The sequence below is a fragment of the Vitiosangium sp. GDMCC 1.1324 genome, from assembly GCF_003044305.1.
In the GTDB taxonomy this organism is placed as follows: domain Bacteria; phylum Myxococcota; class Myxococcia; order Myxococcales; family Myxococcaceae; genus Archangium.
The window spans coordinates 141,508-156,609 of sequence record NZ_PZOX01000030.1 but is presented as its reverse complement, the minus strand read 5'-3'; the positions used below and the strand labels follow the sequence as shown (position 1 = coordinate 156,609).

The following is a 15,102-nucleotide window of genomic DNA, read 5'->3' as shown; positions in this document are numbered from 1 at the left end:
TCTTCTATGACGCCGATGGTGGTGCTCCCCCCTCGGGCTGTTCCGCTCCCACCTTCACCCAGGGCCGTCTGCGTATGGCCAGGGACAGCGGTGGTGACACCTGGTACTCCTATGACAACCAGGGCCGTCTGATGAGTGAGCTGCGCGTGCGCCCGGGTGCCACCACCTGCAGTGAGACGCACTCGGAAGCCAATCCCCACATCCGCTACACCTATACGGACAACGGCAACCTCGCCTCCATCACATACCCCCACGGTCGCCGCGTGGAGTACGTCTATTCCACGAGCCTCGAGCGCGTGGACCGCATCGACTCCATCTCCGTCTCCATGTACACCGGCACTCCGGCGGCGTGGACTTCCAGGATGCTCGTCTCCAACATCTCCTGGGAGCCCTATGGCGGGCTGCGTGGCTACCACCTCGAGTTCCCCACGTCTGGCACGACGGCCTCGCTGGAGTACTTCCTGGGTGACAACGCCGGCGTCGCCCCCACCTCCGGATGCCCCGCCACCATGCCCTCCCAGTCCTCTTCCGACTGGACGGGTCGCCTCCGTGCCTTCTGGCTCTCCTCCGGCGCCCAGCCACTCGGGTCCGGTACCGGAGACATCTTCAAGCGCACCTATACGTGGCAGGCCAATCAGGTCTCCCAGATCAACACCTGCGTCCGCAACGCCTCCAGTCAGGTGGAGCAATTCGGCTATGACAGACTGCAGCGTCTGACGAGCGCCAGCATGCCCTCGTTCACCACCACCGGTGGTTCCTACCGGGTGAAGAGCCCCTCGTACGACGCTCGCGGCAACCGCACCTACACCTCGGTCGACGAGTTCGGCAATGGCATCACCTACGCCTACTCCGGCGACAGGCTTCTGTCCTACGCGGCCAGCAGTCCAGGCACGTTGCTCAAGCGCAGCTACTCCTACAACCGCGACGGTCGCGTCGACCACATCCTCTGGCCCAACGACTCCAGTGGCCAGCCCGCCCGCACGTTGGACTTCGCCTATGACATGAATGAGCGGAGCGCGGGCAATCTCAACGTGTTCCGCACCGTCCAGGTGGCACCCGGCGCATACTTCAATTACTGGTACGACGCCCAGGGCCGGCGCCGTCTCAAGGTCCATCCCACCGATCAGACCGAGGAGTACTTCTACGACCAGGAGCGCCACCTGCTCGAGGACCGCGGCTTCGCCTCCCTCTCCCAGAACGCTCCCTACCCTCTCGACGAGTACGTGTGGTTGGACAACCGTCCCCTCCTCATGCTGCGCTCCAGCTTCGACGCCTCCTGGAACCGCCAGCCCGATTCCGAGGGTAGCTGCCAGCGTCTCGGTGGCAACGAGCGCTGCGGTGTCTACTTCATCGTCTCCGACCACCTCGGCAAGCCCGTCCTCATGCTCGACGGCTCCGGCCGCATCACCGGCACCGGTGAGTACTCTCCCTTCGGCGAGCTCAACCGCGCGGAGTACTGGGGCGAAACCCAGCACCCCTACGCCAACAACCTCCCCGTCACGCAAGTCGGTAGCGTCTCGCAGCCCACCCTGGGACTGTCCATGGACGTCCGCCTTCGTTTCGACCTGATGGATACCGAGGCCTGTGGCGGCTACTACTACGACCCCACCTATGTCGTGGATGCCTCCACCAACGCCCAGGTCGCCGGCCCCTTCGGTGGCCACCACCTCGGCCCCTACGTCAGCTCCTGGCTCAACTACCCCTCCTCCAGCTCCCTCGCCGTGAAGTTCCAGTCCGACTCCACCAACCAGGCTCCCAACTCCTTTGGCTGCATCGAGGACACCGGCGTCAACTTCCCCTACTCCGGCGTGTCCCTCCGCGCCTATGAGTACCGCCGTTACGACGGGGCCCAGGGCGCCGCCCCCATGTGGACACCCCTGCGCTTCCCCGGCCAGTACCACGACCCGGAGACCGACCTCTTCGAGAACTGGAACCGCTATTACGACCCGACCACCGGCCGCTACCTCCAGCCGGAACCGCTCATCCAGCAAGCGTACACGCTCAAGTCCGACGCCCTGTCGGGCTCGGTACCGGCGACCTACACCTACGCGCAGGCCAATCCCATCAATGAAACGGACAGCTCGGGGCTCTTCTCCACGGACGGCAAGTGCGACGAGTTGACCGAGAAGCTGAAGGGGGGCGCGGAGTGCAAGGAGCAGGCAAAGAAGATCACGAACGAATGCTTGAGGAACTGCGTCATCAACCAGTGCGACAGCATCAAGGTGATCTGCAACCCGAACGAAGAGGACGGAAAGCAGTGCAAGAAGAAAGGCGTCCTCGGCGCCGCGCCCCAGATGCTGAGAGAACTGTTGCGGTGTGAGGTGAAGGCCAACGGCCGCATGCACCCTGGAACCGAGGTGGTGTGGTGCAAGAAGAACCTCCTGCGCAATGAGGACAGGTGCACCATCGAAGGCCTCGTGCATGAAATGGCGCACTCCTGCGGAATGCGGCACGACGATGATGGCGGAGACCCGGCCTTCAACGAAGGCGTGCCGGGGCATGAGGGCAATGGTCTCGAAAACTGCCCGATCTTCGGCGAGTAGACGAGGAAGTGAGAAGTGAGGGTGGGAGGAGCGGGGTTCGCACCCCGTTCCTCCCCTACCGGCGGCTCACCCCGTGTTGCGCATGCCCGCGGCGATGCCGGCCAGCGTGAGCAACAGCGATCGATCGCAGTTGGCGCACCCCGACCTCTTGCGCCGCAGCAGCTCCACCTGGAGGAAGGACATGGGGTCCACGTAGGGGTTGCGCAGCGCGATGCTCTGCCGCAGTTGCGCGTTGTTCTCCAGCAGGCGCGCCTCGCCCGTCACACGTTTCACCCAGCGACGGGTGCGCGAGAACTCGGCGCGGATGCGCTCCCACAACGGACGCGTGGACTCGGGCGCCAGCGCCGCGTAGCGGGATGCGATCGCCATGCGGGAAGCGAACCCGTGTGCGCGACGGCGGGGACGGTGGAGGACGGCGCACCGTGTACGTACTCGAACGACTGCCGGCCGGGGAGCGCGTGCGTGAAGGACGGAGCGGCCCTGACGTGCCGCCGGTTGTGCCGCGCCCCATCGGGAGAGCCCGGTTGCGCGAGCGGGCACTGCCAGCCGCTGCAGGGCTCCGCGGGAGTGGGGGCCTGCGTGCAGTGACCCCTACCCTCTCGGATGCCCAGGTGAGGAAGCTGATGGAAGAGATGGCGAAGCGCGGTCGCCTCGGAAGTGCAGACCCACGGCCCGGAAATTCTCCTTGCCAATGCGACCGGTCAGTCATATGACTGGTCGGTCGCATGCCTACGAGCACCTTCTTCCGACTCACAGATGAGCGCAGAGACCGTCTCGTGAACGAGGCCATCGTCGAGTTCTCCGACCTGAGCTACACCGAGGCCTCGCTCTCGCAGATTGCGCGCCGCGCGAGCATCCCCAAAGGCAGCTTCTACCAGTACTTCGAGGACAAGCTCGATCTGTACCGCTGGCTCCTCACCGAAGAAGCCCCGCGCCGCAAGCGCGAGTTCATCGGCGCGGCCCCTCCGGAGGGCGACTTCTGGGCTCGCCTCGAGACGTTCATCGAGCGTGGCATGGCGTTCCTCGTCGAGCATCCTCGCCTCGCCCGGCTCTCCGCGGCGGCCGCCGCTCCGACCGCAGTGGTGGAGGTCCGCGGTCTCTACAAGACCATCTGCGAGGCGGGCATCATGGAGCTCCGCGCCGTTCTGGAGGAGGGCACCCGAGACGGTGCCCTCGAAGCTCCGGACCTCGACATCGCCACCCGCTTCGTCGCCACCGTCATTGGCCCCGGCCTGACGGATGTGATCCTCCAGGAACTCGGCGCCGAGCTCCACGAGGTCCTCGCCTCGGACTCCCTGCGCAAGCGACTGAACCTCAAGCGCCGGCAGGCCCTTGCCCGCCAGGCGATCCTCTTCATTCGCAACGGACTGGGCTCGGAAAGAAAATCACGGTGATTCACGATGCTTTCGCCGGACGCGTCTTCGGAGGCACCTCCGGAAGCCTCGAGTCCAGGTGTCATAGCGCTTCTCAGTTGCGTTGAGCCCATCTGATTGGCTCTGTGCGAGCTGGATGTGAGCCGCGCTCGGCCCACTCAACCTGCCTGCGCGAGCGTGTTGCCATGAAAGCAATCACGCCACACGACGCAATGGGTCGGCTCCTGAATTGCGGGCGTTGGGCTCAACGCAACTGAGAAGCGCTATCAGACCATGAAAAAGACATCCACTCACAGCGATTTTCTAGCGCTGGTGTGTGCTCATTGAAAGGAAACCCCATCGTGTGCGCATCACGAACCTTGCTGCCCTGTCTGTGTTTGCTGTTGATCGAACCGGCGTGCAGCCCCGCTACCTCTAACGACTCGGCCAGCGACAGAGCCGGCAACGTGCTCACCGAGCGTCAGCCCCTCCAGGCCTCTGCCCGCGACAAACTGCTCGGCGAGGACTGTACGCGCGCCGGCCGCTCCGAATGCCAGACGGGACTCTGCCTCCACCACCGTCCCAGCCCCCATGAGGGCTACATCTGCTCTGACTTCTGCTCCGACTCATCTGACTGTCCTGACCGCTGGGAGTGCGTCACCCTCATCCCTGGTGCCCCCGAGCGCGTCTGCACTCCTCCTTCTGACTGGGCTCCCTCGGCTGTGTCCAAGCGCGGGAAGGGCACCGCTCGCCCCCGCCCCGCTGAGCTTCCCGAGTCACTCCCCAGCAACCCTCGCGGCGACAAGCCCTCGCCCTGAGCCCTCTGGTTGATCTGATGCCCACACATTCAATGGCAGATGTAACCCGTCCTCACGGGCGGCCGTCCCATGCCCTGAGGTGGATGACCACGCTGTGGCTCCTGCTCCTCGCGCTCCCCGCCTCCGCCAGGGACGCCTGGAGGGAATCGCGGGTGCTGGCATTCGGCGAGGGGCGGGACTGGATGCTGGTCCACGTACCCGGCCTCCAATCCGAGCGCGTCGTCTTCCCGGTGGGTTTTGAGCCGACGTCGCTTACCGTGACGCGGGACGGGCGAACGATTGTCTTCACCTCGCGAGATGCCCACCACCTATTCGACGCGCTCTTCGCCTGGGACTGGAAGTCCAAGACCGCCCCTCGCTCCATCGGCATGGACAAGGGACGTCACGGCGAGCCGGCGCTTAGCCCGGACGGACAGTGGGTCTACTTCGCCCACCACCCCGAGTCGGATGGCCCGCCGGGACAGCACACGTCGAAGGCCACCGCGCAGCTCACCCGGGTGCGGATCGACGGTCTCAACTACGAGCGGCTCACGAACGCACCCGGCTGCCATTTCGCCCCCGCTCCCGCCACATCTGGGAAGGTCATCTTCCTGCACACCCCATGTGATTTCACACGCTCCATCAAGGTGCTCGACACGCGCAGCCGTCAGGTCACCGCGCTCCGGACCACGGGGCTCCGCATGGAGCAACTCTCGCTGTCTCCGGACAGCAAGCGCGGCGTGTACGCCGAGATGCGGAGCGACACCCTTGCGCTCATGGAGGTGGACGTGAGTACCGGCGAAGTGAAGCAGCTCCACCAGTTCGACCGCACCGGCCCCCTCGCCCGGCCGCAGTACGGCCGGAGCACGAACGAAATCCTCTATCAGCATGACGGCGCCGTGTGGCGTTTCGACGGAAATACCGCCACCCGCCTCTTCCCCTTCATCTCCCAGGAAAACCAGCCATGAATCGGTTCACAACAGCAACCGCGCTGCTCCTGCTTGCCGCCCTATTCGTCCCGGCGAGCATGAGCGCCGCCCCCTACTGCCCCAACACCGGCACCACCCTGGACTGCAAGAAGGACAAGTCCTGCAAGTGTTCCGACATCATGGTCGGTGACCCCGTCAACCTCGCCGACGGCAGTTCCTACCACCGCGCCGAGGACCTTCCCCTCACCGGTATCTCCGCGGACCTCGGCTTCCTACGCGCCTATGACTCCGAGGACTATGCCTCCAATCATGCCGACGAGATGGTTGGCCTGCCCAAGCCCTTCGGCTCCAGCACCACCAACGTCAACGCCCTCAAGTGGTATCACAACTTCTTCTCTTTCGTCTTCAAGCCCTCCTCCGGCTCCTGGTGGGTTCGCAATCTCGACGCCCAGCGCATGGCGTACACCCCCTGCGCTTCCTTCTGGTGCTACGCCCCCAACTCTTCCGGTAACTCCGCTCGCAAGGACCGGCTCCAGTGGACTCCAGAGGGATTCACCCTCTACGAGTTCGACGGCCGCAAGCTCCTTTTCAACGCCGCCTTCGGCTCCACCCACTACTTCCTCACCGAAATCATCTCCCCCAACGGTGTCTCCGAGGTGAAGCTCACCTACGTCCGGCCCCCCGGATGCACCGGCTCCTTCGACGCCCCCTACCTCAGCACCCTCCTCACATCGAACGGCCAGCTTCTCTCCTTCTCCTACAAACCCCTGGTTCGCTCCGGCACCTCCTCCACCGAGTGTGTCCTCTCCAAGGTTACCTCCGGCAGCGTCAGCAGCGTCGTCCCCAACAGGCAGGTGGAGTACGCCTACGTCCAGGACTCCGGCGGCGTCGAGCGCCCCGGCCGCATCTCCTCCGCCACCTGGTCCTCCCCCTATGACTCCCGCTCCGAGCTCTACGTCTACGACGGTGGCTTCGGCATCTACCGCGATGGCTTCTGGCTCCTCTCCCACTCCACCGACAGCTCCGGTGAAACCATCGCCATGTCCTCCCGCGACATGATTCGCGTCTCCTGGGATACCTCCACCGGCGCCTGTGACGACAAGTCCACCTGCTGCTCCCCCGGTAACCTCAAGGTTCGCACTGTCTCCGAGGAGATTTTCGACGGCGGCGGCAATACCTCTGTCGGCTACATGCAGCACAAGTACGAGCTCATCAACGGCATCGGCTTCACCGGTGGCCACCTCTACCGGCGCACCGACAGTTGCAACATCGCCAATGCCTGTTCCGCTGGCGAAGTCCGCCACGAGTGGGAGTGCCCCTCCGGCTCCACCCTTCGCGCCGAGAAGGGCGTCAAGAACAAGCGTGACTTCTGGGAGGTTTACCAGAACTCCCTGCCCCCCGCCGGCCAGCCCCAGGAGCTCGTCGAGCGCACCGCCATCCTCCGCGGTGCTTCCTCGCTCGCTGGCACCGACGCCCTCGAAGTCAAACGCATGACGTACTCCTACCCCGTCAACGCCAACCAGCGTCCGGCCACCGAGTCCGTCCCCAGTGTGCTCAACGCCTCGGACTCTGTCGTCACCCACAAGTACGACAACCGCGGCCTCAAGCTTGCCACCTACAAGCGCGGCTGGACCGTTGACCTCAATGGCAACCGCATCCCCCGCGTCGTCGCCACCTTCTACAGCGAGTACCGCCTGCCCTGGGCCTGTGGGGATGGGACGGCCGACCCCAAGGGCCGCACCGTCACTGTCGCCGGCCCCTGCGAGGTCGCCAACGAGAATGCCCTGCAGTGCTCCGGCACCAGCTTCCCCGTCACCCTCTCCACCTACTGGCAGGGTGAGACCGACTTCAACCGCAACACCAATCTCAAGAAGGAGGTGCGCCATCCCAACGGCTGCTCCAGCACCCCTCTGGAAACCTATTACGACAAGTACGACGCCTCCGGTAACGCCACCCGCATCGTGGGCCCGGACGGTGTGGCCACCGAGTACGTCTACGGTGTCAATGGCATGGTGAGTAAGTCCGTGGGCGGCGCTCCCCCCACCACCTACGGCTACGACAATGGCGCCCTGGCCTGGATTCGCCGCCCCCAGGGCAACTACGACGTCTACTGCCACCGCAGAAATACCCCCACCTCCGCCTGCACTGGCGGCCAGTGGCACCCCCGGGTGCAATGGGAAGCCAGGTCCGACACGGCGGACGGCGCCACCTGGTCCGAGAAGGTTGTCTACAAGTACTGGGGTGGAAGCGCCTACCCGAACGAGGTGGGCCCTCTCATGTCGGAGACCTACCTCAGCGCCACGGGCCAGGTGCGCCGCATCAAGAAATACGCTGTCGATGGCCAGGAGCGCCCCTCTCGCGCCGGCTGGGGCGACATCACCGCCACCTACCAGTCCTACTACACCAGCCCGCTCACCCATGACGGCGCCGACAACCTCACCGGCGTAGGCCACCCCGCCAACGACGCTCCCGCCTGGTGCGGCGGTGCCACCGACTCCAAGACGGGCCTGCCCCTCTCCCGCCGCTGCGACGCCCTCCAGTACGACCGCGCCAACCGCCTCGAGTCCCTCATCGAGTACACCTCCGACGACTCCTCCGTGGCTGGCATCAAGACATGCTTCGCCCATGACAAGCAGGGCAACCTCAAGACCGTCGTCCCGCAATGCCAGACAACCCTCGCCTGCACCCTCTCGGACGGCTCCCTCAACCCCTCCCTGCCCGCCGCTTGCCTCAGCCAGGCCATCGACTACCAGTACGATGACTTCGGCAACCTCGTCGAGTACACCTCTCCGGCTGCGACGGGCAGTGCCACCAACGGCCGAGGCATCACCCGCTACACCTACGACGGCGCTGGCCACCAGACCGCCCAGCAGACCGAGGCCATGCGCCTGGCCTCCGCTCGCCTGGAGTACTCCAGCGACCAGCTCCGCCGCAGGACGAGTGCCTCCTACTGGGACGGTTCCTCCTGGAAGACTTTGTACCAGTTCTTCTACGACGGTGACGGCGGTGCTCCCCCCTCGGGCTGCTCCGCGCCCACCTTCACCCAGGGCCGTCTGCGGATGGCCAGGGATAGCGGTGGTGACACCTGGTACTCCTATGACAACCAGGGCCACATCGTCAGCGAGCTGAGGGTCCGCCCGGGTGCCACCACTTGCTCCGAAACCCATTCTGACGCCAACCCGCACCTGCGCTACACCTACACCGACAACGGCAACCTCGCCTCCATCACCTACCCCCACGGTCGCCGCGTGGAGTACGTCTACTCCAGCGACCTCAAGCGGGTGGACCGCGTCGACTCCATCTCCGTCGCCCTCTACACCGGCTCTCCCGCCTCCTGGATCCAGAAGACGCTCGTCTCCAACATCTCCTGGGAGCCCTTTGGCGGCATTCGCGGCTACCACCTGCGCTTTCCCACTTCCGGTACCACCGCCTCTCTCGAGTACCTCCTGGGTGACAACGCGGGCACTGCACCGTCTTCCAGCTGCCCCTCCACCATGCCTTCACAGGCATCCTCCGACTGGACGGGCCGCCTGCGCGCCCTCTGGCTCTCCTCCGGCGCTCAGCCTCTCGGCTCCGGCACCGGCGACCTCTTCAAGCGCACCTACACCTGGCAGGCGGATCAGGTTTCCCAAATCAATACCTGTGTCCGCAACGCATCCAGCCAGGTGGAGCAATTCGGCTACGACAGACTGTTGCGTCTGACGAGCGCCACCATGCCCTCCTTCACCAGCACCGGTGGCTCCTACCGCATCAAGAGTCCCGCCTATGACTCTCGCGGCAACCGCACCCGCCTCTCGGTGGATGAGTTCGGCAACGGCTTCACCTATGCCTACTCCGGTGACCGGTTGCAGTCCTACGTCGCCAGCCGAGCCGGCACCATGCTCGCCCGCAGCTACTCCTACGACCGCGACGGCCGTATCGAGCAGATTCAGTGGCCCAATGACTCCAGTGGCCTTCCCAGCCGCTCGTTGCGCTTCAACTACAACACGGCTCCCCAGAACGCCGGCAACATGACCGTCTTCCGCGCTGTCGAGGTGGTGGGTGGCGCCTTCTACAACTACTGGTACGACGCCCAGGGCCGCCGCCGTCTCAAGGTCCACCCCACCGACCAGACCGAGGAATACTTCTACGACCAGGATCGCCACCTGATCGAGGACCGCGGCTTCGCCTCCCCCTCCCAGAACGCTCCCTACCCTCTCGACGAGTACATCTGGCTGGGCGAGCGCCCCATTGCCATGCTCCGCTCCAGCTTCGATGCCTCCTGGAACCGCCAGCCCGATTCCGAGGGTAGCTGCCAGCGTCTCGGTGGCAACGAGCGCTGCGGTGTCTACTTCATCGTCTCCGACCACCTCGGCAAGCCCGTCCTCATGCTCGACGGCTCCGGCCGCATCACCGGCACCGGTGAGTACTCTCCCTTCGGCGAGCTCAACCGCGTGGATTACTGGGGCGAAACCCAGCACCCCTACGCCAACAACACCCCCTCCACCGAAATCGGTCGCGTCTCCCAGCCCACCCTGAGCCTGTCCATGGACGTGCGACTGCGCTTCGACTCGCTCGATACCGAGGCCTGCGGCGGTAACTACTACGACCCCACCTACGTCGTGGACGCCAACACCAACACCCAGCTCGCCGGCCCCTTCGGTGGCCACCACCTCGGCCCCTACGTCAGCTCCTGGCTCAACTATCCCGCCTCCAGCTCTCTCCTGGTGAAGTTCCAGTCCGACTCCGGCAACCGGGCTCCCGATGCACCTGGCTGCGTCAACACCGGCGTCAACTTCCCCTACTCCGGCGTGGCCCTCCGCGCCTACGAGTACCGCCGCTACGACGGGGCCCTGGGCGCCGCTCCCATGTGGACGCCCCTGCGCTTCCCCGGCCAGTACCATGACCCGGAGACCGACCTCTTCGAGAACTGGAACCGCTACTACGACTCCTCCACCGGCCGTTACCTCCAGCCCGAGCCAGTGATTGCCACGCGGCCGGGCCTGGTGAAGACCGAGGCGACCCGAGGCATGGTGACGCCGCTGTACGCGTACGCGAACAACAACCCCCAGGCGTACACCGATCCGACCGGTCTCTTCTCGACGGATGATGGTTGCAAGAACTACCCTACGGCGGCTGACATCCTCAACAAAACATCCATGATCGAAGATCGCTGCTTGAGGGAGTGCATCATCGGTCAGGTCGTGAACGCCCGCCTGAAATGCGATGACTGGCGCAGGAGGGAGTATTGCCGCAGGAAGCCCAATGTGGGCGGCTCCAGCCCGCTGGGCAGCTACAAGGAGCCCGAGGAGGACATCACCTGGTGCTCGAGGGACATCGACAGCGAGTGCCAGATCCTGGCGTTGATGCATGAGTTCGCCCACTCCTGTGGTTGGGATCACGGCCAGGGCAAGGGCGTCCCCGGGGACAGTGGAGCGCTCGAATGCGGCTCGCTTTAGAACTGACCCCCCCAGCCCTCGCGCGCTCATGGCTCATCTGGAGCATGGTCGCGGGCAGTCTCGCTGGATGCAAAGAGGACTGCCCCGAGGTCGATATCTGCCAGGAAATCTGCGCGGGACGTCCAGGGCCGCAGCTCCCCCCGCATTGCCCAAGGCCCGTCTGCATCTGTAAGCCGCCGACGGGCACCAGGCAGGATGCCGGTCAGTAGGATTCCCGAGAAGCAGACTCCCCACCTCCTGCCCTTTTGGAGCTGGAGGTGGGGAGAAGTCCATTCAAGAAGCCCGTCGCGACTCACGCGCCGAGGAAGAATCATGAAGAGGCCCGGATGCGCTCCCTCAAGGGACGCGTGGACTCGGGTGCCAGCGCCGCGTAGCGGGATGCGATCGCCATGCGGGAAGCGAACCCGTGTGCGCGACGGCGGGGACGGTGGAGGACTGCGCACCGTGTACGTACTCGAACGACTGCCGGCCGGGGAGCGCGTGCGTGAAGGACGGAGCGGCCCTGACGTGCCGCCGGTTGTGCCGCGCCCCATCGAGAGAGCCCGGTTGCGCGAGCGGGCACTGCCAGCCGCTGCAGGGCTCCGCGGGAGTGGGGGCCTGCGTGCAGTGACGCCCTCCCCTCTCGAGGCCCCGGCCGCTCCCCGATCATGGGGAGCGGTCCTGGAGTCAGCTCAGCTCACGGGTAGCAACCCACCGGCTCCTTGCACTGGTAGGTGAGCAGGACATCGGCATTGAAGCCGTCGGTCTTCCTGCTGGAAACGGGCGTGCACCCCTGCAGCGTGAAGGACTTGGAGCAGGTGCGACCGGGGCAGTCGGAGTACTGCTCCGCGTTGGCGCGCGCGTTGGTATAGGCCTCGCCGCACGTGGCCCCCCAGGCGGACCCGGATTCGGTCTTCACGGTGGGGCTGCAGGTGCATGCCGGCGGGCAGTAGATGCGCGCGCCTCCATCACACTGCACATAGAGGCCGCTGCCGTCCTGGTCCGCGATGCACACGGTGCCCGTCCCATTGCAGGAGATCTGGGCTCCGCTCGGGCAGTTCTGGGTCGCGGTACACAGCGCCTGGGAGACCGTGCCGGTATCCGAGAGGGCCTCCTCGGTCTCGGCGCCCTGACAGGCGGAGAGCGCGACGGCGGCGATGAACAGCACACTTCGGGAGAGGAAACGGAGGAGAGGTGTCATGGTGGAAAAACCTCATACCCGGAGTGAACCCTCTCATCAACGACGGGCCGAGCGCCGAAGATACAGCGGCACGGGGGCGAGCGAGTGCGGCTCGCCCCTGGCCGACCCGCGGAATCACCCCGTGTTGCGCATGCCCGCGGCGATGCCGGCCAGCGTGAGCAACAGCGAGCGGTCGCAGTTGGCGCACCCCGACCGCTTGCGCCGCAGCAGCTCCACCTGGAGGAAGGACATGGGGTCCACGTAGGGGTTGCGCAGCGCGATGCTCTGCCGCAGTTGCGCGTTGTTCTCCAGCAGGCGCGCCTCGCCCGTCACACGCTTCACCCAGCGGCGGGTGCGCGAGAACTCGGCGCGGATGCGCTCCCACAACGGACGCGTGGACTCGGGCGCCAGCGCCGCGTAGCGGGATGCGATCGCCATGTCCGACTTCGCCAGCACCATCGCCACGTTGTCGATGACGGTGTGGAAGAAGGGCCACTGCTTGTACATGCGCTTGAGCAGCGTGAGCCCCTCGGGCCTCGAGCCGATCTCCTCCAGCGCCGAGCCCACGCCGTACCAACCCGGCAGGATGGCTCGGTTCTGCGTCCACGCGAACACCCAGGGAATGGCGCGCAGCGACTCCAGGCCTCCGGCGGCGCGCTTGCTCGGCCTCGAGCCGATGGGCAACGCGGCGATCTCCTCGATGGGCGTGGCGGACTGGAAGAACGGAACGAAGCTCGGATCCTCCCAGACCAGCGAGCGGTAGGCGCGGCGGCCAATCTCCGCCAGTTCGTCGAAGGTCGACCGGAACGTGCCCTCCTCCTCGAACGCCACGCGCGGCTGCGCATCCAGCGAGTGCAACAGCACCCCGCCGAGCACCAACTCCAGGGTGCGCCGGGCCAGTTCGGGCCGGGCGTACTTGTGGTCCAGGGCCTCACCCTGCTCGGTGGCCTTGTACGTGCCATCCACGCTGCCGGGAGGGAGCGCGAGGATGGCCTCCTGGGCGGGACCACCGCCCCGGGCCACCGTCTCGCCGCGGCCGTGGAACAGGCGCAGGCGCACGCCCGCTTCATGAGCCACCTGGGTGAGCGCGGTCTGCGCCCGGTAGAGCGCCGCACTGGCGGCCAGCAGCCCCACCTCCTTGCCCGAGTCGCTGTACCCCACCATCACCTCCTGCACGCCCCGGGCTTGCAGGTGCTGGCGGTACTCGGGATGGGCGAACAGCTCGCGCAGGACGCGGGGACCATCGTCGAGCGCCCCGAGCTGCTCGAAGAGCGGTACCACGTCCACGGTGGCGCACCCGCGAGCATCGTCCCACAGGCCGGCCTTCTTCGCGCAGGTGAAGGCCGCCAGCACGTCCTCCGCGCTCGAGGCCATCGAGAGGATGAGCGTCCGGCAACACCCCTCACCCGACTCGGCCTGGGCCTCGCGCATCCGCTGCAACACGGCCAACAGCCGCGCCCCACCCTCGGTCGGCGCGGGGCCACCCGCCAGGGAGGCGGCGGCGCTGCGCGCATCATCGGCGGGCGCGCGCACCTCCAGCTCGGCCAGGTGGAAACCCATGGCTCGCACCAGCGCGACGAGGCGGCGGACCTTCCTCAGTCCGGCCTGACGCGCCTTGGCCTCGATGAGCGAGCGCTCGATGAGCTCCAGGTCGCTCAGGAACTCCGTGGGCGAGCGGTAGGCGACGGGAGGAAGGGGCTCGGTGCGGCCGGCGCGGCGTCCCTCGACGTAGGCCAGCGCGGCCTGGAGGCGGCCCTCGATGAAGCGCAGCTTGCGGCGCCAGGGCTCGCCGGTGGTGCGCGAGCCGTAGCGGGCCATCACCTCCGGCAGCTCCGCGGCGTCCTTCTCGAGCGAGTCCCTCAGCTCCTTCGAGACGAAGGCATGCCGCTCGGACTGGGTGAGCACCCAGCCCAGCCGGGCCACGGCGGTCATCAAGGCCCGGATACCGCGAGCGCGGTGGGCGCGCAGCGTGTCCGCCAGCACGTCGGGCGTCACCAGCGGATTGCCATCCATGTCGCCGCCCACCCACGAGTGCAGGCGCACGGGCGTGGCGAGCACTCCCAGCGGCTCGCCGTAGGCACGCTCGAAGGCCCAGTCGAGCGACTCCGGCATGAGCGCGAGCTGCTGTCCGAGCACCTCCTCCACGTACCAGAGGACGTTCTTCACCTCGTCGCCCACGGTGGGCCGCTCGCGGCGCAGCTCATCCGTCTGCCAGAGCGAGGTGATCTCCTCGCGCATGGACGTGTGGAGGTCGGCCTTCTCGCGGGGGGTGAGGTGGCTGCGGTCCCGCTCCTCGAGCAGCCGGGCCAGGCGGTAGGTCTTCTCCAGCACCGTGCGGCGCGAGGCCTGGGTGGGGTGCGCCGTCAGGGTGAGCGTCACCCGCATGGACAGCAGCAGCTCCCGCACCCGCGAGGCGGGAATGCCGGCCTGCTTCAGCGTCTGCATCACCGCCTCGAGCGAGCCCCGCTGGGGGCCCTGCTGACCATGAATGGCCACCTCGCGGGTGCGGCGGATGCGGTGGTTCTGCTCGGCGAGGTTGACGAGGCGGAAGTACGTGGAGAAGGCGCGCAGCACGGGCTCCGCCTGCCCCAGAGGCATCTCCCGAAAAAGCTCGGCCAGTTGCGTGGCGGCGGCACGGCGCTCGGTTTTCGGCCCGCGCCGGCGCTGGATGGAGAGGCGCCGGACACGCTCCTCCAGATCGAAGAGGGACTGGCCCTCCTGCTCGATGAGGACATCCCCGAGCAGGCGGCCCAGATGCCGGACGTCCCGGCGCAGCTGAGGATCGACGTGACGGATGGGAGGCATGGGGGACACCAAAGCTAGTGCCGCACCCGCGCCCCGATCCACTCCCATGTCGGAGTTTTCAGATTTTTCAATCCTGCAA

At 66.4% G+C, this 15,102-nt stretch carries 7 protein-coding genes; 4 read left to right on the top strand and 3 right to left on the bottom strand.

Annotated features, from left to right (window positions below):
• Positions 1–2,543 (top strand): RHS repeat-associated core domain-containing protein (locus tag DAT35_RS60295; protein WP_304466089.1); only part of this gene is annotated, 2,543 nt, incomplete at its 5' end.
• 66 nt (positions 2,544–2,609) lie between these two features.
• Here DAT35_RS60295 and DAT35_RS51425 read toward each other — a convergent pair.
• The gene (locus DAT35_RS51425) at positions 2,610–2,912 is read right to left on the bottom strand and encodes a phosphoenolpyruvate carboxylase (protein ID WP_304466088.1); all 303 of its coding nucleotides are present in this window, start codon (positions 2,910–2,912) and stop codon (positions 2,610–2,612) included.
• Positions 2,913–3,319: 407 nt separating this feature from the next.
• Between DAT35_RS51425 and DAT35_RS51420 the strand changes: the two genes are divergently transcribed.
• The 3 genes from DAT35_RS51420 (at position 3,320) to DAT35_RS51410 (ending at position 11,059) form a co-directional block, all read left to right on the top strand.
• The gene (locus tag DAT35_RS51420; protein ID WP_233262205.1) at positions 3,320–3,937 is read left to right on the top strand and encodes a TetR/AcrR family transcriptional regulator; all 618 of its coding nucleotides are present in this window, start codon (positions 3,320–3,322) and stop codon (positions 3,935–3,937) included.
• An 859-nt stretch (positions 3,938–4,796) separates the two neighbouring features.
• Complete coding sequence (locus DAT35_RS51415; RefSeq protein WP_158502228.1) at positions 4,797–5,660, top strand: PD40 domain-containing protein; 864 nt, start codon at positions 4,797–4,799, stop codon at positions 5,658–5,660.
• Positions 5,657–11,059 carry an RHS repeat-associated core domain-containing protein gene (locus tag DAT35_RS51410; RefSeq protein WP_108076827.1) on the top strand — a complete coding sequence of 1,801 codons (5,403 nt, stop codon included), beginning with the start codon at positions 5,657–5,659 and terminating at the stop codon, positions 11,057–11,059. The genes DAT35_RS51415 and DAT35_RS51410 overlap by 4 nt, the downstream gene beginning before the upstream one ends.
• Before the next feature lie 676 nt (positions 11,060–11,735).
• Here the strand turns inward: DAT35_RS51410 and DAT35_RS51405 are convergent.
• Entirely contained in the window at positions 11,736–12,239 is a 504-nt protein-coding gene (locus tag DAT35_RS51405) for a hypothetical protein (protein WP_108076826.1), read from the bottom strand.
• Positions 12,240–12,353: 114 nt separating this feature from the next.
• Positions 12,354–15,023, bottom strand: a complete 2,670-nt coding sequence (locus tag DAT35_RS51400; protein WP_108076825.1) for a phosphoenolpyruvate carboxylase — start codon at positions 15,021–15,023, stop codon at positions 12,354–12,356.
• Positions 15,024–15,102 lie beyond the last annotated feature (79 nt).